Here is a 21,938-nt window from a genome sequence, read left to right as displayed (position 1 = left end):
AAAATTTAACTATAAGTATTAATGAGGAAAATTATGAAGATAAATTTATTTTTAAGTAGCTATTTGCCCAAAAAATCGCTATTTTGATTTAAATAGCCAAATTTATCAGTATTGCAAATAAAAATACCGTTAATTTTCTAACTACAGTTTTTCAGTTAGTCAGCCTCTGGCGAATCTTTGCTTAATATTAGGTATAATCAAAAATCTCAAATCCCAAATCAATGGATCGACGGTCGTTTTTGCTAGGTACAAGCACACTGGCACTTTCACAATTGCTTTTTGGCTGCGGTGGAAACAAGCAGACGCAACTAAAAGTACAGTTATTAAAAGGTTCTATACCTGGTCAGGTAGTTAATCAGTTCCACAAAGGTTTGCAGCAACAGGTGCAGTTAAAGTTTGCTCCAGTTGAGCAGATACAAGGTTTATTTCAGCAATTACAAAATTGGCAGCAGAAACCAAAAACCACTGATGAGCAGGGATGGAGACGGTTTATACCCTTTAGGCAAGGTCAAAAAACAGCTGATGCAGACCTAGTGACATTGGGAGATTACTGGTTAAAAGCAGCTATTGAGCAGAAACTGATTCAACCAATTCAAGAGGTACAGGGAAACCAATTAAAGCAGTGGTCTGCTTTAGATGAAAGGTGGAAACAACTGGTAACGCGCAACGACCAAGGTAACTTGGATACTCAGGGGAAGGTGTGGGGTGCGCCTTATCGGTGGGGTAGCACAGTGATTATTTATAACCGTGACAAGTTGCAGAAATTGGGATGGACGCCGAAAGATTGGAGTGATTTGTGGCGAGATGGATTGCAGCAGCACATTTCCCTACTCAATCAACCACGAGAAGTTATTGGTTTGGTCTTAAAGAAGCTAGGAAAATCTTATAATACAGAGAATCTTGACCAATTACCAGGCTTGGAAAAGGAATTACAGACATTAAACCAACAGGTAAAGTTCTACAGTTCTAATAACTACTTAGAACCTCTAATTATGGGAGATACTTGGCTAGCGGTTGGTTGGTCAAGCGATGTACTGCCAATTTTAGGACGTTATCCGCAACTTGGTGCAGTTATTCCCCAGTCAGGAACAGCAATCTGGGCAGACTTGTGGGTACGTCCGGCAGGTATTACTACTAAGAGTACTTTATCAGATCAATGGATTGACTTTTGTTGGCAGCCAAGCACAGCTAAACAAATTTCGGTGTTGACCAAAAGTAATTCTCCAATTTCTACAAATCTAGTCGCTTCCGATATCCAAGAACCATTATGGAGTTTGTTAGAGAGCGATGTCTACGACGGGCTACACCTACGCCAAGTTTTTGATAAAAGCGAATTTTTGCTTCCCCTACCCCCGTCAGCAATAAAACAATACGAGTCTTTATTCGCCAAAATAAAGGTTTAATTGGGAATTGGGACTTGGGCATGGGACATTGGTCAATAATTAATTGCTCTCTTATCCCCACTCTCCACTCCCCACTCCCTACTCCCTTCTTTTTACAAAGAACGCTCTAATCCTATCTTGTTCTTAACAGTTGTTTGGATACTGCATAAAGCTGGACTTGTACTAAAGTTGCAAGTATAAGTTGCCAAGGGTTCTTTTTGATAATTAAATACCCGGACGTTGTAACCAAAGTTCCGTGCAGTGCTACCCAAGCGATTTACAAAGTCGTAACGTTCTACATAGTCTAGTAAGCTCCAAATTTGCTGATTCACGATCAAGTCTACTCTTGCAGGTTCTTTTCCAGAAGGTGGATATGCTATCCAATTATCCAATAGCTTCCTTTCAGAGTTTTGTTGTGCCCACCATAAACTAGGAACGGTTAATCGTTCTAGATTTATGGTGTTAGCTGTGATTACATAGTCTTTTGGCTTGGTTAATAAGTCTAGTTCCAAAGGGGCATTAGAAGGTGATGGGATTGGGGGGGTTTGCGCTAGCGAGGGCGGGACTAGTAAAGTGGTAAGGCTAATGGTTAGTAATAATAAAAACGATGTTTGGCGATGGCTGCGCCAACGCCAAGGGCGAACGCACAATTTGAGTATATGCATAGCTGATACTAATTCGTAATGACGCTCGATAGTGGAGCATTAGCGACGTAGGAGCGTCTGAGTCGCTAACGTAATTAAGAGAATAGTAAAAATTCGCAAATTTTAATTAAAGTTTAATGGCAACGATGCGAATTCTTCGATAGTCTGCTATCCAAGTTCCTTGCTGATACAGTGTTGGCTTAAGATATTCTTCAACGACGCGAATTACTTGTATTTGTTGCTCACTAGAAAGTCCTGCTAAAAAAGTGCAAGCGAACATCCCAATCCAGTTTGCCATACCTGCTTCTCCTTCTGCTAAAGGAGTTGGACGAGCAAAAAGCATGGCATGAATGACATCAAAGCCTTGCTGTTCTAGTAAGGTGGCGTATTCACCAATACTAGGGAAATACCACGGATTTAAGGCTTGTGTGGGGATATTAATTGCTTCTAAGGCGCTTTCTAAAGCTGTGGCGATCGCTTGCACATTTCCCTTACCACCAAATTCTGCCACAAAACGGCCTCCAGGTTTTAAAGATTGATGTATGGAAGCGATCGCACTATCTGCTTCTTTCACCCAATGTAGTACAGCGTTGGAAAACACAGCATCCAATGGCTTATCTATTTGAAAATTCCTAGCATCAGCAACATCAAAACGGATATGGGGATAGTTTTGTCTTGCCTTTTCGATCATCGCAGGTGCAAAATCAACTCCCATAACTTCAGCACCAGCTTGGGCAATTTTTTCTGTAAGTTGTCCAGTCCCACAACCTAAATCCAAAATGGATTCTCTTGGCTGGGGGTTAAGGAATTTTAGTAAGTCCTCACCATACTGCCAGACAAAGGCGTGTTTATCTTGGTAAAGAGCAGCATCCCAAGAATTTTTAGGTATTGAAAGATTATTCATAAGTAGTGAAATTACAGTGTGTTGATTTGTCGATTGATGACCGCCTGATCATCACAATAAAAAAGATTTTTAATTATGTCCAATATATATTTTCACCTTAACTAATATTTTAAAGATATGAGTTTAGGTAACAGATGGAATTACGACACTTGCGCTACTTTATCACTTTGGCCGAAGAATTGCACTTTGGACGGGCGGCGGAACGATTACACATTGCCCAGCCTCCCCTAAGTCAACAAATTCGCCAGCTAGAAGGGGAATTGGGTTTTGAACTCTTTCACCGCACGAAACGAAATGTGCAGCTAACAGAAGCGGGGCAAGTGTTTCTGGATGAGGTTCAGCTAATTATGAGGCAATTACAACAGGCAATCGAAGTCGGACGGAAAACCAGCAGGGGCGAAATTGGACAGTTGGTGGTCGGCTTTGTTAGCTCTGCGGCGTATAATATTTTGCCAACTATTCTGCGAACCTTTCGTAGTTGCGTTCCTGGTGTGAGCATCGAGTTGCATGAACTGACTACAGATCAGCAGTTAGAGTGGTTACGAGAAGGTAGAATGGATGTAGGATTATTGCGTCCACCTGTTGAAGAAAATAGATTTAGCTGCGAAACAATTTTTCAAGAGTCGCTGATGGTGGCACTACCTGAAGCACATTGGCTAGCGAGTAAATCTAATGTATGTTTGACATCCCTTGCCAATGAACCGTTTATTTTATTTCCCAGAATATTAGCACCAGGACTTTACGACTTAATTATTAGTCTTTGTCAGCAAGCAGGGTTTAGTCCCAAGGTTGCCCAAGAAGCTATCCAGATGCAAACCATTGTCAGCCTAGTAGCAGCCGAGATGGGTGTGGCGATCGTTCCAGCATCTTTGCAAAATTTGCAACGGATTGGGGTAGTTTATAAAACTGTACAAGAACCTACTCCAAAAGTAGCCATTGCGATGATTTGGCGAAACAATGAGACATCCCCAACCGTGTTGAGGCTTGTGGAAATAGTTAAACAAGCTGCCCAGCATTGGTGAATAGAGGCAGGGGGAGGGAAAGTCGTAGTGAAGTCCAGAAATTGGATAATTTATTTTTTGGAGTTCCCTCGCAATAATTATTATCGCAATGCAGACACCCCCATAGGGCCACGAGTTACGCCCAATTGATTTTGCAGTTTCAACTCGCGCCAGAGTTGGGAACCTGTAATCTCGCCTTGCAGTAGTTGGCTGTAGCAATGTATTGTTTTACTCACTTGTTCTGGTGTCTCATTGACAAACTCAATGCGAAACTGACGTAATCCCAGTTCTATGAGGCGCTGCACGTACTCGGCTCCGGTTTGGGCAGTGCCGTTAAATACAGTATTACGACAACCTACATCGGCTTTGAGGACATGTTCGCTACCAACGCGATCGCGCAATTTCACTTCCTGCTTTTCACAAGGTCGTCCACAGTTAGTGTAGTCTGTACCTGTCGATAGAAAGGCACAAAATACACAATATTCCATGTGAAACATCGGCATGTGTTGATGGATTGTCACTTCAAACCACTGGGGTGGGCAACTGGTGAGTAGGTCTTGCAGTTGGCTAATATTTAGGTCGTAGGATGCCGTCAGCCTTTCTAAACCAAAGTTTTTCTGAAAGTAGTCTGCTGTTAAAGGATTAGCAACATTGAGTGAGAAATCTCCAATACAACGGTCTTGACCAAAGAATTGCAATTGGTCATAGTTGCGTATTAAATAGCCATCTGCTTCACAGGCACGTACTTGTTGCAAAATCCAATTTTCCCCCGGTTTGGTAATTCGGGGAGGTGCAACCCAAATTGTAGGGAGTGGGGAGTTAGGAGAGACGCGATGAATCGCGTCTGTACAAAAAGGAGTTGGGGGTGAAGAATTGTCTGCTTTATTTTTTTGCTGTTGTTGGCGTACCATTTGCACCGCTTCTCGGTAGGCGCGGGGGTCTTCAAATTCACAGTACAGTGTTTCAATACCAGCTTTCAGGGCAGCTTGGAGTTGCTTGAGGTTTCGTACTAAGACGATGAGTGAGGGAGATATAGCTTTAGCTTCTTGCAGGGAGAGAGATGAGGGAGATGAGGAGGGTAGTAGGTCATGGAAAGAGATATCAGAACGTAATTGCCAACGTTTGGGTTGACTTCGCAATTCTTCTAACTGTGCTACGATTTCCCGCCGCATCCGGTTCAATTCACTGACTGGTAGCATAAAAGTACCACTGAGGTGGTTGGTTAAGGTTCCCAAACGAAAAGGGGTGTTACCGAGACGACCGAATTGTTCTTGTAAACGTTCTGTATCTAAGGGTTTGGTGTGCGCTTCCACCAGGGAAATTGCAGACTCTACTTGGACAATGTTACCAAATTGATCGCGGGCGATCGCAATCAACGCCTGACCCACTTCTCCATAAATCTCCAAGTCAATCGGACGCTGAAATTGAGGATTCTCGCCTGCAAAACTCTGCCGTAGTTGCTTATCGAGTTCTGGATCGCTGGTTTTCCAAATGCGATCGCCTATATGCACTCGGCGCAGGTTCAAGTCATTTCGCCCAAATGTCAGCATGGTTTCTTTACCTTTGGACACCACAGCATAAACCCGACCACCTTCTTCCTTCACCTCTGGATGACCGCAGTCAAATACAATTCCATCTCCAGGTTTTACAGGCGCTTCCAGTTTGACTGTTACCTGTTCGTTGTGAATGCGGCTGACTTCACCCAAATAAACCCCACGTTTTTTACCAAAGCGGGCGTGAACTAGTTCTTGATTATTAATCCCACCAAACCAACCCGTGTAGAGTCCGCGAGAAAATGCCATTTCTAGGTTGTAGTGTTCTTGATCTGTTGCACATTGTTGATTAAGCGGAAGATCCCCCCAACCCTCCTTTTGAAGGGGGGCTATGTTCTCACCTTTTGAAGGGGGTTTAGAGGGGATCTCATCCATCACCCGATCTAAAGCTTGCCGATAAACACGGGTGACATTGGCAACATACTCTGGGGCTTTCAAACGACCTTCAATCTTGAGACAAGTTACTCCTGATTTGACCAAATCTGGCAGAACATCTAACCCTGCTAAGTCTTGAGGACTAAGTAAATATTTGCGTTCTTTTAAATTCACAACTTCGCCATCAGCAATTAAATCGTAGGGCATCCGACAAGCTTGGGCACATTCGCCTCGGTTAGCAGAACGTCCGCCTAAAGCTTCGCTAGTCAAACACTGACCGGAATATGCCACGCACAAAGCACCGTGAACAAAAACTTCCAAGGGCAGCGAAGTATCTTGTAGGGCAATCTGCTGCTGAATTTTATTGATTTCCTGAAGAGAACATTCACGCGCCAACACCACCAATTGACAGCCGAGGGATTTGGCAAATTCCACCCCAGCCGCACTAGTGATGGTCATTTGGGTGGAAGCGTGGATCGGAAAATCGGGCGACAGGTGACGGATGAGACGGCATATACCCACATCCTGGACAATCACCGCATCCACACCTGCGGCAATAATTGTGCGGAGATATTGCTGTGCTTCTGCTAGTTCTTTGGGAAATATTAATGTATTGACAGTGACATAACCTTTTACACCACGACGGTGCAGAAATGTCATTAATTGGGGTAAGTCTGCCTCAGTAAAATTTTCTGCCCGCATTCTGGCGTTGAAGCGATCCAAACCGAAGTAAATTGCATCTGCCCCATTTTCTACAGCAGCTTTAGCACATTCCCAGTTACCTGCTGGCGCGAGTAGTTCAGGGCGTTGAAGAGAAGAAGGTGGAGAGAGACGATCGCTTTTCATCAGATTTAGGGAAGGTTAACTAGCACCATAGTGATTTTATCGAAGTTATTGGGGGATGGTGGGGAAGGGGCGATCGCTATCTCCACGCTAATGTTTTAATTCATCTGGAGGTGATGAAAAAATAATCCTGTTTCCAAACATTGTGTGTACATTGTCCACTAATATTAGTTATGCTGTAAATAGAGACTCAGCTAAAGGTGGAAATTAGCCATGTCAGAAACATCATCTGCAAAAGATTGTCGCATCGATTTACGAGTTACCCAAGAGCAAAAAGAACTATTAGAAAGGGCTGCGAGTCTCAAAGGAATTTCTTTGAGTGCTTATACACTTTTTCATGTTTTGCCAGTCGCCAAGCAAGATATAGATGCAAATGAAAGGCTGGTACTGTCTAATCTTGATAGAGATTTGTTTATGTCAGTAATGGAAAATCCACCAGAACTGAAGGGAAAACTTAAATCTGCTATTCACAAATATAGACAGAAGTATGACAAGTGATAGCGAGGCAAGATGGAATTTTGTACCAATTGATAAAAAGCATCAAAGAGATTCTTTTGATTGCGGTTATGCAATTTTGAATGATTATCTCAAGAAATATGCACGCCAAAATCATAAAAAAGGAATTGCTAAAACATTTGTAGCAATTCCGGCATCAGGAAGCTTGAAGATTGATGGCTATTATACTGTCAGTGCTAGCGTTATTGAGTATGAATCGTTACCGGAATCTTATCATCGTGGAATGCCTGCTTATCCGATTCCAGCAATGCTAATTGGGAGATTAGCTGTAGATAACTCGATTAAAGGGCAAGGTTTGGGAGGTGAATTGTTAGCTGATACTCTCTATCGTGCTGTTCGTGCTTCTCAAGAAATTGGTATGTACGCCGTGAGAGTTGATGCTATCGATTTGCAAGCAAAGGAATTTTATCTTAAGTATGAGTTTATTCCTTTTCAAGACAATGAACTCTCACTATTTCTGCCGATGGCAACGATAGTTAGAGAATTTGGTTAATTTAATTAGGGAAATATCAAAAGGGACAAAAACGAGGGTGATCGCTTTTCATCAAATTTAGGGTTAAGTAGCACCATAGTGATTTTATCGAAGTTGGTGGGGGATGGTGGGGAGAGGGCGATCACTGTCACTTTATCCCAAAGAAATACCGCTAAATTGTTGAAATAAACTGGTAGCGTAAGAATCAGTCATACCGGAGATATAGTCTGTAACTCTAAGAATTTTATTATAGGTATCTTCGTCTGAATTCGGATTGTTATATTCTTTGGGAAGCATATGATAAACCAAATTGCCTTTCTTGCTATTGTGCAGGACGGCATTAACAAATTCAGCAAATAGTTTCCCTAAAACTTCATACCCGGCAATCTGGATACTAACAACATCAGAATGTTGGAAAACAGCCGCGCGAGTTTCCTTTCCAATTTCTTCTAGGTGGTTTACATAAGTGCTTAGAGATAACAAGTCTTTATCAAACTCTCCAAAAAGTATATCTTCTTCATGTTTTAGGAAAATATCACTTGCCTCATTTATGAGTTTATTGATAGCTAAAGCCCGCAATCGCTTAACTATTTCTGTATTGCTTTCACCATGTCCTTGAATATCTTTATTTGCAATATTTGCAACTACATTCAGTAATTCCTTAGTTTTGTCAAATGGGATGTAACCCATACGATGGCCATCTTCTACATCAACAATTGAGTAACAAATGTCATCAGCTGCTTCAACAAGAAAAGCAAGCGGATGTCGAGACCACCATGCTGCATTATCATGACGGCGAATTAGACCAACCGTTTCTGCTACTTCAGCAAATAAATCTTTTTCTCCCTGGAAGAAACCATATTTTTTAACACTTTTACCTGAGTAACCGTTAAAAATAGATTTTGGTAGAGAAGATTCTCTAGGGTACTTTGTGAAAGCAGCTAAAGTTGGGCAGGTTAGTTGCATTCCGCCTTTTCTAGGGGGCATTTCAAGCTTGGTTAGAATACGAAAGCCTTGTGCATTACCCTCAAATGAATCAAAGTCAGCTTTTTGAGACTTGCTGAGAAGTTCTTCTCCTACATGGTTAACAGTGTTGTACCACGATTCAAATCCTGTACGAATAGCGTCCTCTCCAGAATGACCAAAGGGTGGATTTCCAATATCATGAGCTAGACAAGCAGCAGATACGATATCACCAAAGTCTGAAGCACGTAACCCATCCTGATTAAACTCATATTTTTTTACAATTGCCTCACCCACTATTCTGCCAAGGGAACGACCGACGCAAGACACTTCAAGGCTATGAATGAGACGAGTACGAATGTAATCATTTGTGGACAAAGAAAAAACCTGAGTTTTATCTTTGAGACGACGAAAAGGTGAGGAAAACACTAGGCGATCATAGTCTCTCTGAAAGGGAGTACGATCAAACTGAAGATTTTCTACCTCAGTTTTGCCAAGTCTTTTTGGTGTCAGGAGTTTCTTCCAATCCATCATTGCTGTGTTATGTCAAAGTAGGTTATACAATGCCTATTAGCTAGAAGCAATCGGCAATGCCACACTGTAACCCTACTTATTCAAAAGTAAAATTTATTATATATTATTAAATTAATTTAAGTAATAACCACATTTCTCATTACTCTAATCAAATCAAATCAAGCGATCGCACTTACCCCAATTCCTCAATATCAGCACTTTCCCCTTCGGACTCAACAGGCTCAAACTTAACTTTGTTATATAAATCCTGTAGTGAAATCTCAAAGGGTACGGTTACAAGTGCGATCGCTTCATCTTCTTCATCATATTCACGAAGCGTCCATTGCTTTTTCCCAGTTTTGGAAAATTGATCTACATGAATCCGTGTTTGATCAATTAATAGGTATTCTTGGAAAGTAGAAATAGTTCGGTAAGCCTGAAATTTATCTTCGCGATCATAGTTTTTAGTAGATTTAGACAAAACCTCAACAATAACTTGGGGATTTGTAATAATATCTGTACGGTTGTTGAAAAATTCTGGTTCACTGGCTATTACTGTCACATCTGGATACGTGTAGATACGCTTTTGGTGTATCCAAAGACGCATATCGCTGTTAAACACTTCGTATTCTTCTTGTCTGAAGGCAAAGTTTAACACAGCATAGAAATTACCAGCTATCCGATTATGATTTATTGTTCCACCCGCCATAGGAATTATTTGCCCATCAATGTATTCACTTTTGTAGTCAGCAGCTTCTTCTAGCTCTAAATATTCCTCTGGGGTATAGTATCGCTGTTTTGTTATTTGCATAATTTTATCAGGTAGCAATGTTTAACGATACGGAGTGTCTAGTGACCCATATTTAATCAACAGTTTAACGTGATTAGATAGAGATGTTATATGCTTTGTATAAAGTGAGCGTAGGCGCAGACCGCCGTAGGCATCGCTATCTCAATTCACAAAAAAGCTTCACATACTATTGATAACCAGCTGCTTGTAACAGAAACAATTTGGCATAACGTCCTCCAACCTCTAATAATTCTTCGTGAGTTCCTTGTTCTATAACTTCCCCGTTTTCTATTACTAGAATTTTGTCAGCCATTCGTACTGTTGAGAAGCGATGGGAAATCAAAAGTACCATCTGATTTTTAGTAATAGCGCGAAAATGATTGAAAATCTCAAACTCAGCTTGGGCATCTATTGCTGATGTTGGTTCATCTAACACTAAGATATCTGCTTGCGATCGCATAAAAGCACGAGACAAAGCAATCTTCTGCCACTGTCCCCCCGAAAGTTCCTGTCCTCCTTTAAACCAACGACCAAGTTGAGTCTGGAAGCTTTGGGGTAATTGGTCAATAAAAGATTGCGCCATCCCTTTTTCAGCAGCAGTTTTCCAAAAGGTTTTGTTTTCGAGATGTTCTACATCGCCCACGCCAATATTTTCCCCTACAGTAAACTGATAGCGGACAAAGTTCTGAAAAATCACACCAATGCGACGCCGCAGCACATCCACATCCCATTCTTGCAAATCCAAGCCATCTAAGAAAATTCGCCCAGAGTCAGGGGTGTAGAGTCGGGTAAGTAGTTTGATTAAGGTAGTTTTACCGGAACCGTTTTCACCTACAATTGCTAGCTTCTCTCTGGGTTTGAGATGCAGCGAAATGTTTCTCAATGCTGGCTTAGAACTTCCTGGATAAGTAAATGATACGTTTTCAAAACGGATACCATCTTGAGGATTTAAACCAATAGTTGCCTTACCCCAAGATTTTGGTACTTCTTCTTCCAGAAAATCATAGAGATTTGATAGATATAGGTTGTCTTCATACATTCCTCCAATAGAAGTGAGGGCATTGGAAAAAGTAGACTGTCCTTGGCGAAACACAGTGAGATACATTGTCATATCTCCCAAGGAAATCTTACTTTGCACTGTTTCCAGTACAATCCAAGCATAAGCTAGGTAAAAAGCACCAGTACTAACTAAACTTAGAAGATACCCCCAAAATCCTCGCCGGAGAGTTAAATCGCGGTCTTCGCCATAGAGTTGATCAAACAGGTTGCGGTAACGCTCTAGCAACATCTCTCCCAGTTGGTAAAGTTTGACTTCTGTGACAAAATCTTCTCTTGCTAGTAGATTTTCTAAGTAGTGCTGTTGACGAGTTTCTGCCGCACGCCAACTAAACAAGCGAAAGCCTTCTCCAGCAAACTTTGTTTCGGAAATAAATACAGGCATAGCTGCCAAAATTAGCACCACCACTGCCCAACCTGAGAAATTTACTAATAAAATACCGTAGGTGAAAAGAGAAAGGGCATTTTGCACTAACCCAAAGGTGCGGTTTACTAAAGAAAGGGGACGAACTGATGCTTCTCGTCGCGCATTGGTCAATTTGTCATAAAATTCTGAGTCTTCAAACTGCCTAAGATCGAGTGTCAGCGCCTTTTCTAAGATGAGTACATTCACTCGCTGACCCATTAGCGCCCGCAATAATGACTGACAAATGGTGATTCCCCGTTGACTACCTGCTAGTAAAATTACAGCGATCGCTTCTAATCCTACATAAGATAGGGAAGGATAAATATTGACAAAACCATTGTGTGAGTTAGATTGAGATGCAACTACCACTGCATCGACAATTAACTTACTGATGTATGATATCGCCGCCGGTAAAAGACCAGCAACTATTGTTAAACTCGCCAGAAGAATAGTAAGCGATCGGCTAGTAGTCCATACTAAACTTACAGCCCGTCCACTGTACCGGAAAACTGTCAGCGATTGGGGCAGGATATTTCTTTTTTTTTAATCTTCATCTTTATTGCCGCGAGATACCCCAGCTTGGGCGGATCTTCCTGACTCTATTAAATCTTTATTAATTTTACATTTTTCTAACAATGTTCGCTGAAAACTCAAAGTTAAAACCTAAAAACTTGTTGGGGTCTTGATTTGGGATAGTCATACCATTTCACCAAAGGATTGATACAAATCACTTTTCTTACCTTCTCCCCAACCCCAAGATGGTTTCATACAAAGAAAGAAAAAACTTTATCGAGTTGGTTCGAGAGGGCACGTTGTGCTTGAGGGATATATCCTAGAGTTGATTGTCATCGTCTGCCTACTCAATAAGAGCTAATACTGGAACAATGGGAGTAATGCTAAACCCACATAATAAACCATGAGTGAACTTCCCAATACTCTTGAAGATGCGATCGCTCAATCTCGTGTAGCTGTCCAAGCTGCGCTTGCAGATGGTTGTACTCGTATACAAGTTGAGTTCCTGTTCCCAGAACTCAAGTTTATGCCGGTAGCGGAACAATTTCTGCCACTGTTTACAGAATATGGTTCCCGTTTGAAGATTTTCTTTGCTGACGCTGGTGCTGCGGCTTTAGCCCGACGCGATTGGGGTGATGCACCATTTCAAGTTTTGGATATTGGTACGGGAAGGGCTGCTTCTTTGCAAACAAAAATTCAGCCAGAGGATGAAATTTTCTTATTCATCGCGCCCACTTCTGTAGAAGTACCGCAGTTGGAAAAGTTATGTGAAGTCATAGGCGATCGCCCTTTAGTCTTGTTAAATCCCCGCTTAGAAGATGCTGGAACTGTAGGTATTGGTTATACAGCAAGAAAAATCCGCGATCGTTTTCTCAGTACTATTGAATCTGCCTATTACCTTCGCCCTGTAGACGATGAAACCGCCGTGTATCGCTCCTACCCAGGACAATGGGAAGTTTGGCTAGAAACCGACGGCGAATATAAAAGAATTGCCGAATTACCCAAAAGGCCATCGGGTGATGAGTTGGATCTTATCCTTTTAAAGGGACAACCGCAAACAACAGATGGGACACCTGCGAGAAAGCCTAATGTGTTTAAAAGTTTGCAACGGTTTTTAAAAGCGTTGAGTAGTTAGGATAATGCAGAGGTAGCAGGAGAAAAGTTTCTCTTCTGCTGCCTCATTTTGAGTGGTCATTAACTTACAGCATAATCCGTATACTGCTGGATGTAAGGTGGGTGAAATCCAACTACAATATCGTGTTTGGTACTCCCATAGCCACTAATTGCTTACCGATATCCTCTTCTGTACCATTCCACTAAATCCAAATCTTGCCGTTTTTGATATCAAAACGCATTACAGGGCCAAAAACCCTCTGTCTATTTTGCCAGCCAATGTATATTAATTGGTAATGATCTTGCCAAAGAGACGCGATTAATGGCGTCTCTACAACTTTTTTAATTCGCTTGCAACGGCGCATTTAAGACTTTCTCAATGCGATCGCGCGTTTCTAGTAAGTGCGCTTTGGTATATTCATCATCTGAATTAACTCCTTTGAGTTTCTCATCTAGTTGTTTAAGTTTATACCACGCCAAAGTCCGGGCGTCTTCTGGGACATATTCTTTTCGCAATACCATACCCGTCAAAATATCTAGGTATTGCCGTTGCAAGCCTCGCCGCAAACTAGCAATCTTCATTGGTTTACCTTTTGGTTTGATTACTTCTGTCCAGATATCTGATTGCAAAGTGTCAAATAGTTCAGGCAAAGTTAGTGCATTTTCTGGCTTTGTTTTCAGTTCAATATCCTTGAGGCGAGAGAGGCGATCGCCTGAGAGTAAATCTCGCAACACAGAACCTTGCATGAACAACACCAAGTCATGAATTGGAAAATCCAAACGACCAACTTGCGGAGTACTACCCCAATGCCGCCAACGGGAAGGTGCTAATTTATTCAGTAGTTCTGGTGAAAAGCTGAGGGCATCTTCTGCAAATACATACTTTTGCAGTGTTTCTAAAGCTTGTCGTTGTTTTTCAACTGGTACTGGTTCAAATGGTAATCGATGTTGGCTTACTCCAGAGGGTATTTCGCTGGGATGGATGCGATAGAAAGACTGTCCGCCAATGTATTTTGTAGTGTAATATATCTGCTGAAAATAGTTACCTAATACTGTACTAAAACGTTCGCTCACATCGCTGTAACTATCACCAGCCATAGGGTAACGTTTATCAAGGCGTTCCCACATCACCCGCGAATTATTCAATTGCCACTGCGAATAAAGCAGGACATTGCCACTGTTATCCCAAGCATCAACTGTTGGGTCAAGGTCATACATATCTTCATCTGTAGAATAACTCAACTCTGGCTTATAGGATTGTGCAGCAATTTCTTCTAAAATTGGCTTTTCTGCTATGGGAGTTGATGTTTGAATTGGGATGTAGCCATACTTAATCGCCCATTCATCATAAGGCCCCACCATACTGGGAAAATAATCTCCCTGTTTTGTACCTTGAGGGGCAATATTGGGCGGAATATAATCCATCACCGAAGTTGTCAAACCTTTAGTTTTGGTAATTTCCGTATTATTCATCTCGTCGGGTGGTAACATTGTACTACCACGGAAGTTATGACGTAAACCAAGAGTGTGTCCAACTTCGTGAGCGATAATCAAACGTAAATATTGATTGATATATTCTTTCACATGGTCTGGAGTGGCCATGGTATCTGGCAGCAGTGACATTGCTAGTGAACCATAGGCAAACTGGTTAGCAGCTTCCATCCCGTAGCATAAATCGTACTCGCCTGCCATTTTCGATAAACGATTTAACAACCCCTGTTGTGTTTGCGTCTGCTGGGGCTTACCATTATCTTTCGCATCTAAACCATTGCTACAAAGTAGACGATTTTGCATCAAAGCTGATAAAGTAGTGCGATTTTCAGTTTGGCTAGGTTGAACGATTTTGTGATACTCACTCTTAAGTTCCCGCACAAAGCTGGCATCTACGAGAATATCCGCATCCAGAATTTCCCCAGTCAATGGGTTAACGCGAGATGGGCCCAATGCAAAATAACCATCGACTGTGTTGATCCAGCGAATGGTGTTGTAGCGAATATCTGCTGGATCCCATGTGGCATCATCTGGCATTTGGCGGACTTCAATTGCATCCTTGAATCCAGCATTGAGAAAGGCTTTGTTCCACATTAAAACGCCTTCTTTGATAGCATCGCGGTACTCTAAGGGAACAGCGTTATCAATCCAAAAGACAATCGGTTTTTTGGGTGGAGAAATTGCTGCTTTCGGGTCTTGTTTTTCCAAATTCCAGCGATTGATGTAGCGGACAAAAGAATCGCCGCGATCGTCTTTGGATAAATCTTGGTAGGCGGTGATGAAATAACCGATGCGATCGTCAGCAAGGCGCGGGCGATAATCTTTATCAGGTAGTTGCGAAAGACTATAGTGAACGCGCAAGGTATAACCACGGTTGTCAGCTAACGATGCAAAGCTTGCTACTTCACTGTCATGATCGCTGCTACCGGAGAAATTTAAAACTGACTCAATTTCTAAGTTTTGGGGAAAAGCTTTAGCAGTACCAAAATAAGATTGGTCTGTTGTTGCTGGAACTCCTAAACTTGCAGATAATCCACCTAAATCTGTTAGTAGCAAATCTCCCAAGTCGATAAGAAGAGTTTTGCGTTGTGGATGAATGCTTTTAAGGGAAATGCTGTAGAGAACAGAATCACTAAAAGACCGGGTTAGCGATCGCACTTGGGGATCTCCCTCACGAGTGCGAAAATTAACATTGCGGATCACAAAGTTTAATTTATCATCTACCCGTTGGAAATAAAACAAAAAATCTTGCAGAGGCATACCACTGTAAATACCCCGTTCGCCAATACCTGATTCCAGGGTTGCTGTAGCTAGGTAATTTTTATTGAGTTGCTCTGGCTTAATTTCTAAATAAATTTTATTCTTTTCTTTATTACGATATAAAGTAAACAATCCCCCTGACTTTTGAGTGTCTTTGATGACTTCATCAAATGGCTCTAAATCATCCTTTGCTGTTGGGGTTTTGCTAGGTTTAGGCTTTTCTGCGGGTTTTGCAACTTGCAATAATGGTTGCTGTCCTGCTTTTTTAAGGTCTTTCACCACCCAAATAAATGGTTGAGGCTGTGCATGTTTATTTTGATTAACTACCCAAACTTGCCCTGACGGTAGCCTCTTTTCCTGAGCAATATTGATGTTATTTAGCGATAATGCTGAGGTTTTAGTTGAAGGAGTCTCTATTGTTAAGTGACTATTAGATTTCTCTCCACTTCTGGTTGTAACTAAGGTTTCTACAACCCGCACAGCTTTATGATTGCCTGACAATGTATCAATCTTAACAGACGGTGACTTAGCACTAGCCGTTGCTATTCCTAAAAACAAACTATGTAACAAAATAATATAAAAAGTTAAGCTGTTCTTCATCCCCTGTATCCCCGATAGTTATTTCGTAGTTAATTTTTAACTTTTGCAAAGCTATGTAGCCTGCTTTTTGTCGATTCTCTTAGATGCTTTAGATTAAGCTGTTAAGTTAGACTTCAATTTTAGTTGCTCTTTTTACGCAATGTTCATGCTGTTGTACAGTAGAATTTTTCCTAACAATTGCAACTCTCACAAACAGTAAGTATTATTTTTACATCAGACTTGTAAATATTGTGGGAAAAAAGCATAGCAAATTAGCCAAAGGTAGAAAATTACTTGATTTTTGAAATAATTTTTCTGATGATACTTTATTTCATCAGGAGAAGAGGCTTGAGATTACTACGTGTTACTGAGAAGCCGCCTTCCAGAAACACCACGAAGTTGGTGTAAACCATTAGAGAAATTGCCAACCTATAAGATTTTTCGTGTAGTATTTATTGATACTATTAATTTTTGACAATGGCAAGGAAACTAGCATAGATAAATTTTTAATTCAGAATTATCAAAACAGTAATTTAAATGTAACAACGGACACAGAAATGTCAACATATTTATCTCAAGTTTGGCAACTGCTGAGAAATTATGTGAGGGATATAAGGTTAGAAGAGATGCCAAAGACTACATCTGTAAAAACCGAAGCAGTTTTACCTCAAGGAAAAAGTATTAAAGAACCTTATAAAAACGTTAAATTTGCTCAAGATAATTTACAGGAAGATTTATGGTTTCAAAGACTGCAAGAAAGCTTAGAAAAATGGGCAATAACAAAGAGCGGTTTGACTTATAAGATCGGCGATGGGGCATTAAACACATTATCTTCTGGGTTCTGCTTTAGAGTGTGCGATCGCCAGATGCATGAAGAGATTTATGATTTACTGGGCAATGGAGCTTTAAAACCAGAAATAGTCAACCAACTAATGGAATCGGCTGTTAATGGTCAAAAAATTCGCCCAGAACTGCTTTTTTGGCGGCTAGAAGATTTTTATCATCGCTGGTGTCAGGGAAAATTCATCGATGAGACACCAGATGATAACTTACCTCAGAAAACAATGTTAAAGTTAGCGGCGCAAAATATTGCGATCGGGCTGAGACAGGTTGACATATATGCAGGGCTAAACGTACTAATTTTACTGTTAGCGTTACACCGCTACGCCCAAGAGCGAGATGAACTCAAACAAAAAATTACTTTCTATGCATCTGCTCAACCAGACACAGACAATTTTTTCACATCCCAGCTACTACGGATCATCAACTATAGCGATGCCTTGGAAATCGGCAATTTTAGCAGTATAGTCGGGCAATTTCTCAGAGGCGGCAACTTTAAAAGTGCTTATTTAGGCGATGCCAACCTAACTGGTGCAGACTTTAGAGGCGCTGACCTCAGCCTTGCTTATCTTGGTGATGCCAACTTAACTGGCGTAAACTTCAGTGGTGCCAATCTTAGCGGCGCTAATCTCGGCGATGCCAACCTGAGTGGTGCAAACCTAAGCGGTGCAAACCTCACTGGTGCCGACCTCAGCAGCACTAACCTGAGTGGTGCAAACCTTAGTTGTGCCAACCTTAGCCGCGCCGACCTCAACCGCGCCGACCTTAGCAGCACCAACCTCAGCCGCGCCGACCTCAACCGCGCCGACCTCAACCGCGCCGACCTCAGCAGCACTAACTTTAGCCATGCCGACTTAAGTAACGCTATCCTTTTTGGTGCGAATCTTAGTGAAGCCAACCTCCGCAGTACCAACCTCAACCATGCTGACCTCTGTCGTGCCGACCTCAGTGGTGCTGATTTGAGTCACGCCATCCTTAACGGTACTAACCTTAGCGACACAATTCTTTTCAGTACCAACCTTAGTGATGCTATCCTCATCGCTGCTGACCTCAGCTATGCCAAACTTAACGGTGCCAAGCTTAACGACGCTAGACTCAACGGTGCAATGTTCTTAGGAGCAGACCTTAGTGGTGTAGACCTGAGTCGGGTAATCCTCAACGAAGCCGATCTTAGTGGGGTGATTCTTAGCGAAGCCGACCTCAGTGGTGCTGACCTCACCGACGCTATCCTGTTCGGTACAGACTTCAGCTATGCCAACCTTAACAATGCTAACCTCAGTGGCAGTAACCTCAGTGGTGCTATCCTCAATGGTGCGGATCTTAGCCACAGTAATCTAAGTTATGCCATTCTCGGTGGGGCTGACCTCAGCGATGCCAACATGGAAAAAATGACCTGGGGTAAAAAGCAGCAGTGGGAAGGTGTGCGGGGATTAGAGACAGCAGTTAATGTGCCGGAGGCGTTGAAGGAAGAACTGGGATTGAATTGAGATGAGAGAGATGAGGGAGAAAGTAAAACCCAAGCTTGAAAACGAACTTCCGAGTTCTAATGTGAAAAGATGGGCATCTCAGCTTGAGTAATGACCAATACTACATCAAAATCAGTTCTAAGTATGCTAAATGTACATCAGAAGCCTATTCCCGCTTGCTAGAGTGTGAGTAGTTCACGTAAAATATAGTGCCATTGTTGCAGCAGTTCTCATGACCTCATCTGCGTCTTTTGACACATTAGAGTCTTTACAGGCGGATATCGCTGAATTGATCGTTCGCTTACCGACATTAAAAAATCGGCAATTTATTCAGCAAGCACTTGCCACTATTGTTCGTCTAGCTGATACCGAAATTGAACGTCTTGATTGGAAAATCTTGTCGGCTGCCTTAGCAGATATGGAGCGCGGTTTTCAGCTTTTCTATGATTACCGACACGTTCGCAAAGTCACTATCTTTGGTTCCGCGCGTCTAGCACCAGATACACCAGAATACGAAATGGCCGTTGAGTTTGGTCGTGCTGTTTCTCAATTAGGATTTATGGTGATGACCGGCGGTGGCGGTGGAATCATGCAGGCGGGTCATGAAGGGGCTGGGCGAGAAAATTCTTTTGGATTAAATATTCAGTTACCCTTTGAACAGGAGGCGAACCCTTTTATAGAAGGTGATCCTAAGCTAGTTCACTTCAAATATTTCTTTACCCGCAAGCTGTTTCTCCTTAAAGAAAGTGATGCTGTAGCCTTGTTTCCGGGAGGCTTTGGCACTCAAGATGAAGCTTTTGAATGCATGACATTAAGCCAGACTGGCAAATTTGGCCCTGTACCTCTAGTTTTAATTGATCGCCCTGGTGGTGATTATTGGCGGTCTTGGAGCGAATATGTTGATAAGCAACTAGTGCAAAATGGTCTTGTCAGTCCTGAAGACCCCAGTCTTTACACGGTGACAGATAATGTGGATGTGGCTTGTGATGCTATTACACGTTTTTACCAGGTTTATCACTCTTCTCGATATGTAGGTGGGAAGTTAGTCATCCGTCTGAAGACAGATATATCAGATGCTCAGGTAGAGCAACTCAATGCTAATTTCAGCGACATTATTATTCAAGGACGGATTGAAAAAAGTCAGGCATTACCTCAAGAAGCACAAGATGAAACTGTTGAACTACCCCGACTCATTTTGTACTTCAATCAACGTGACTTGGGGCGTTTGTATCAGATGATTGCCACAATTAACCGGATGGGTACTCCTTCACCAGAGGATGCAGCACATCCAGAAAGAAAGTAAATATTAATTAATTCGTAATTCGTAATTCGTAATTATATTTGCGGACTTCTTCTCTTCAAAACGCTAAAAGCGAACGTTCTGCGCTAACGTAATTTTCGGATTTGAGTCCCGTACTAAATTCTAAAATCGTTGGTCTATAATTAGTCGGGGTATGAATCCTTAACTAATTCAATTACGAGCGTTACTGAATTCAGGCATGAAAATGATTTTGGGTGATTTCAAAACTTTTCTAGAGACTAGCAATTGCAACCTCTCTACACCCAGATTTATACATCTAATCAGTAATGCCCAATTACGAATTACGTTATCGAGTATTCCAGCGTCATTACGAATTACGAATTATTTTTATTTCATGAGATGCGATCGCTTCATACCTATCCATAAAATTTTCTTATAACTAAACTAATTCATATCATTGCCTCAGCTAGAGATTTTTTATTTCCATGCGGCTATCTTATGAGGAATGGGTATTTTGGCATTGTTAAAGGAGCCGCGAAAACAATACGATTCACCCCACTTACAGATGAGAGAAACAGCAGTTATTATGACTCAATACTGATTCTTGCAAAAAAGCTTGTATATTAGCACAGTAAACACTGTGTCACATCTTAACAGAGGAATAAAATATGCTGGAATTATTGGGTTCAGGTTTGGTGTCGCTCTGGCTAGAGATGGCCGGGGTACAAATCAAACCTCTAGATGCCTTAGACGCTTTGACTTGGCAAAGTAGCCCTGGCTTAGTTCTTGCCCCCGATCCTAATCCAACTGGGGCTACTACGGTGCAGGAATATCTGAAACAGCTAATAACATCGAAACTGATAGCGCAAAATCTGGCCCAGAGTCAAGGAATTTGGATGCAGTCGGGGCCGATGCTGATGGCAAATCACCAAGGTACAACACCTCTGCCAGCTGCCTCTTTAACCAAAATTGCTACTTCATTAGTTGCTTTGAAAACCTGGGGGCCAGATTACCAATTTGATACCTTAATCAGTGCCACTGGGCCAGTGGTAAATGGGGTTGTGCAAGGCGATTTGGTGATTACTGGTGGTGGCGATCCGATGTTTGTTTGGGAAGAAGCGATCGCTCTTGGTAATACTCTCAATAAAATGGGCATCAAGCAGGTAAAAGGAAATTTGATTATTAATGGCAGGTTTGCCATGAATTTCCAACGTCAGCCGATGTTAGCAGGTTTGATGCTCAAGCAAACACTAAATCGTGCGACTTGGGGCCGCCCCGCTATCTATATACACTCAATCATGCCTAAGGGAACGCCCAAGCCTCAAGTTGTTATTGCTGGTGCGGTGAAGGTTGAGGCGCAACCAAACCCCCGACAGATTTTGTTACTGCGTCATCGTTCATTGCCTTTGAAGCAACTGCTCAAGGAAATGAATATTTACAGTAACAACGATATGGCAGAGATGCTGGCAGACTCAGTAGGAGGAGCAGCTGTAGTACAGTCAACTGCTGCTAACCTTGCTAGAGTGCCACAAGTGGAAATTCAGTTAATCAATGGTTCTGGACTAGGGCCGGAAAATCGCATTTCCCCTAGAGCTGTTTGTGCCATGCTAATGGCTATCCAAGTTGAGGCATCGGCTCATCAATTGAATCTCGCTGACTTATTTCCTATGTCTGGATTTGATCATCGGGGGACAGTACACTCCAGACACATTCCCCTTGCTACTGTGATTAAAACTGGCACTCTGCGGGATGTGAGCGCCTTAGCGGGAGTAATGCCTACACGCGATCGCGGTTTGGTTTGGTTTGCTATTATCAACCGGGGGACAAATGTCTGGGGTTTGCGGACTGGACAAGATCAACTGTTGCAAAGTGTTGTAAAACAATTACAACTACCTCTAACCGTTCCTGTTGCCCTTACTCCTCATTCAGCCATCAACTCTTTACCCCAGCTAGGCGCAGATAGTCGCAATGAAATTTTATTCAAAAGTTAGTTCATC

The 21,938-nt window shown here is 42.0% G+C and carries 17 protein-coding genes; 8 read left to right on the top strand and 9 right to left on the bottom strand.

Translation table 11 applies throughout. From position 1 onward, the window contains the following. Nucleotides 1-221: 221 nt before the first annotated feature. Entirely contained in the window at nt 222-1,403 is a 1,182-nt protein-coding gene (locus tag RMZ43_RS22750) for an extracellular solute-binding protein (RefSeq protein WP_322653041.1), read from the top strand. Nucleotides 1,404-1,495: 92 nt separating this feature from the next. On the opposite strand, the gene RMZ43_RS22745 is transcribed toward RMZ43_RS22750, so the two are convergent. Both RMZ43_RS22745 and RMZ43_RS22740 read right to left on the bottom strand, forming a co-directional pair. Continuing rightward, nucleotides 1,496-2,047, bottom strand: coding sequence for a hypothetical protein (locus RMZ43_RS22745; RefSeq protein WP_322649231.1), 552 nt, complete (start codon nt 2,045-2,047; stop codon nt 1,496-1,498). Nucleotides 2,048-2,153: 106 nt separating this feature from the next. Beyond that, nucleotides 2,154-2,930 (bottom strand): methyltransferase domain-containing protein, encoded by a 777-nt coding sequence (locus RMZ43_RS22740; protein WP_322649232.1) that lies wholly within the window; start codon nt 2,928-2,930, stop codon nt 2,154-2,156. A 134-nt stretch (nt 2,931-3,064) separates the two neighbouring features. On the opposite strand from RMZ43_RS22740, the gene RMZ43_RS22735 reads away from it, so the two are divergent. Further along, on the top strand, nt 3,065-3,952 hold the full coding sequence (locus RMZ43_RS22735) for a LysR family transcriptional regulator (RefSeq protein ID WP_322649233.1): 888 nt from the start codon (nt 3,065-3,067) through the stop codon (nt 3,950-3,952). A gap of 80 nt (nt 3,953-4,032) precedes the next feature. On the opposite strand, the gene RMZ43_RS22730 is transcribed toward RMZ43_RS22735, so the two are convergent. Further along, nucleotides 4,033-6,705, bottom strand: a complete 2,673-nt coding sequence (locus tag RMZ43_RS22730) for a U32 family peptidase (RefSeq protein ID WP_322649234.1) — start codon at nt 6,703-6,705, stop codon at nt 4,033-4,035. A gap of 210 nt (nt 6,706-6,915) precedes the next feature. Here RMZ43_RS22730 and RMZ43_RS22725 point away from each other — a divergent pair, with 210 nt between their 5' ends. Then, nucleotides 6,916-7,200, top strand: a complete 285-nt coding sequence (locus RMZ43_RS22725) for a DUF1778 domain-containing protein (RefSeq protein ID WP_229496161.1) — start codon at nt 6,916-6,918, stop codon at nt 7,198-7,200. Beyond that, a complete protein-coding gene (locus RMZ43_RS22720) occupies nt 7,190-7,711 on the top strand; it encodes a GNAT family N-acetyltransferase (protein ID WP_322653042.1) in 522 nt (173 codons plus the stop codon). The genes RMZ43_RS22725 and RMZ43_RS22720 overlap by 11 nt, the downstream gene beginning before the upstream one ends. 132 nt (nt 7,712-7,843) lie before the next feature. Here the strand turns inward: RMZ43_RS22720 and RMZ43_RS22715 are convergent, their stop codons facing one another. From RMZ43_RS22715 to RMZ43_RS22705, 3 genes are all read right to left on the bottom strand, one after another. Then, on the bottom strand, nt 7,844-9,187 hold the full coding sequence (locus RMZ43_RS22715) for a deoxyguanosinetriphosphate triphosphohydrolase (protein ID WP_322649236.1): 1,344 nt from the start codon (nt 9,185-9,187) through the stop codon (nt 7,844-7,846). A gap of 172 nt (nt 9,188-9,359) precedes the next feature. Continuing rightward, entirely contained in the window at nt 9,360-9,977 is a 618-nt protein-coding gene (locus RMZ43_RS22710; protein ID WP_322653043.1) for a Uma2 family endonuclease, read from the bottom strand. A 166-nt stretch (nt 9,978-10,143) separates the two neighbouring features. Then, on the bottom strand, nt 10,144-11,949 hold the full coding sequence (locus RMZ43_RS22705) for an ABC transporter ATP-binding protein (protein ID WP_322653065.1): 1,806 nt from the start codon (nt 11,947-11,949) through the stop codon (nt 10,144-10,146). A gap of 385 nt (nt 11,950-12,334) precedes the next feature. Here RMZ43_RS22705 and RMZ43_RS22700 point away from each other — a divergent pair, with 385 nt between their 5' ends. After that, the gene (locus RMZ43_RS22700; protein ID WP_322653044.1) at nt 12,335-13,066 is read left to right on the top strand and encodes a DUF1995 family protein; all 732 of its coding nucleotides are present in this window, start codon (nt 12,335-12,337) and stop codon (nt 13,064-13,066) included. Nucleotides 13,067-13,125: 59 nt separating this feature from the next. Here the strand turns inward: RMZ43_RS22700 and RMZ43_RS22695 are convergent, their stop codons facing one another. The 3 genes from RMZ43_RS22695 to RMZ43_RS22685 form a co-directional block, all read right to left on the bottom strand. Further along, on the bottom strand, nt 13,126-13,185 hold the full coding sequence (locus tag RMZ43_RS22695) for a hypothetical protein (RefSeq protein ID WP_428850923.1): 60 nt from the start codon (nt 13,183-13,185) through the stop codon (nt 13,126-13,128). A gap of 62 nt (nt 13,186-13,247) precedes the next feature. Next, nucleotides 13,248-13,409, bottom strand: a complete 162-nt coding sequence (locus RMZ43_RS22690; RefSeq protein ID WP_322649239.1) for an element excision factor XisI family protein — start codon at nt 13,407-13,409, stop codon at nt 13,248-13,250. Beyond that, entirely contained in the window at nt 13,387-16,395 is a 3,009-nt protein-coding gene (locus RMZ43_RS22685; protein WP_322653045.1) for a zinc-dependent metalloprotease, read from the bottom strand. The genes RMZ43_RS22690 and RMZ43_RS22685 overlap by 23 nt, the downstream gene beginning before the upstream one ends. A 536-nt stretch (nt 16,396-16,931) precedes the next feature. On the opposite strand from RMZ43_RS22685, the gene RMZ43_RS22680 reads away from it, so the two are divergent. The 3 genes from RMZ43_RS22680 (at nt 16,932) to RMZ43_RS22670 (ending at nt 21,932) form a co-directional block, all read left to right on the top strand. Next, nucleotides 16,932-18,701: a pentapeptide repeat-containing protein gene (locus RMZ43_RS22680; RefSeq protein WP_322653046.1), complete on the top strand. Its 1,770-nt coding sequence runs from the start codon at nt 16,932-16,934 to the stop codon at nt 18,699-18,701. A 211-nt stretch (nt 18,702-18,912) separates the two neighbouring features. Then, nucleotides 18,913-19,983 carry a TIGR00730 family Rossman fold protein gene (locus RMZ43_RS22675; protein ID WP_322653047.1) on the top strand — a complete coding sequence of 357 codons (1,071 nt, stop codon included), beginning with the start codon at nt 18,913-18,915 and terminating at the stop codon, nt 19,981-19,983. A gap of 626 nt (nt 19,984-20,609) precedes the next feature. Next, the gene (locus RMZ43_RS22670; protein WP_322649243.1) at nt 20,610-21,932 is read left to right on the top strand and encodes a D-alanyl-D-alanine carboxypeptidase; all 1,323 of its coding nucleotides are present in this window, start codon (nt 20,610-20,612) and stop codon (nt 21,930-21,932) included. Nucleotides 21,933-21,938 lie beyond the last annotated feature (6 nt).

Origin of the sequence: Nostoc sp. CmiVER01, assembly GCF_034531135.2 — a bacterium.
Classification (GTDB): Bacteria; Cyanobacteriota; Cyanobacteriia; order Cyanobacteriales; family Nostocaceae; genus Nostoc.
Note: the sequence above shows the minus strand (reverse complement) of the source record. Positions and strands in the feature narration are given on the sequence as shown.

Bases quoted from the DNA above. Each gene is read 5' to 3' on its own strand.
- RMZ43_RS22745 (WP_322649231.1), bottom strand. From the start codon at position 2,047: ATGCATATACTCAAATTGTGCGTTCGCCCTTGGCGTTGGCGCAGCCAT.
- RMZ43_RS22700 (WP_322653044.1), top strand. From the start codon at position 12,335: ATGAGTGAACTTCCCAATACTCTTGAAGATGCGATCGCTCAATCTCGT.
- RMZ43_RS22730 (WP_322649234.1), bottom strand. From the start codon at position 6,705: ATGAAAAGCGATCGTCTCTCTCCACCTTCTTCTCTTCAACGCCCTGAA.
- RMZ43_RS22680 (WP_322653046.1), top strand. From the start codon at position 16,932: ATGTCAACATATTTATCTCAAGTTTGGCAACTGCTGAGAAATTATGTG.
- RMZ43_RS22675 (WP_322653047.1), top strand. From the start codon at position 18,913: ATGACCTCATCTGCGTCTTTTGACACATTAGAGTCTTTACAGGCGGAT.
- RMZ43_RS22735 (WP_322649233.1), top strand. From the start codon at position 3,065: ATGGAATTACGACACTTGCGCTACTTTATCACTTTGGCCGAAGAATTG.
- RMZ43_RS22685 (WP_322653045.1), bottom strand. From the start codon at position 16,395: ATGAAGAACAGCTTAACTTTTTATATTATTTTGTTACATAGTTTGTTT.
- RMZ43_RS22720 (WP_322653042.1), top strand. From the start codon at position 7,190: ATGACAAGTGATAGCGAGGCAAGATGGAATTTTGTACCAATTGATAAA.
- RMZ43_RS22690 (WP_322649239.1), bottom strand. From the start codon at position 13,409: ATGCGCCGTTGCAAGCGAATTAAAAAAGTTGTAGAGACGCCATTAATC.
- RMZ43_RS22750 (WP_322653041.1), top strand. From the start codon at position 222: ATGGATCGACGGTCGTTTTTGCTAGGTACAAGCACACTGGCACTTTCA.
- RMZ43_RS22710 (WP_322653043.1), bottom strand. From the start codon at position 9,977: ATGCAAATAACAAAACAGCGATACTATACCCCAGAGGAATATTTAGAG.
- RMZ43_RS22725 (WP_229496161.1), top strand. From the start codon at position 6,916: ATGTCAGAAACATCATCTGCAAAAGATTGTCGCATCGATTTACGAGTT.
- RMZ43_RS22670 (WP_322649243.1), top strand. From the start codon at position 20,610: ATGCTGGAATTATTGGGTTCAGGTTTGGTGTCGCTCTGGCTAGAGATG.
- RMZ43_RS22740 (WP_322649232.1), bottom strand. From the start codon at position 2,930: ATGAATAATCTTTCAATACCTAAAAATTCTTGGGATGCTGCTCTTTAC.
- RMZ43_RS22715 (WP_322649236.1), bottom strand. From the start codon at position 9,187: ATGATGGATTGGAAGAAACTCCTGACACCAAAAAGACTTGGCAAAACT.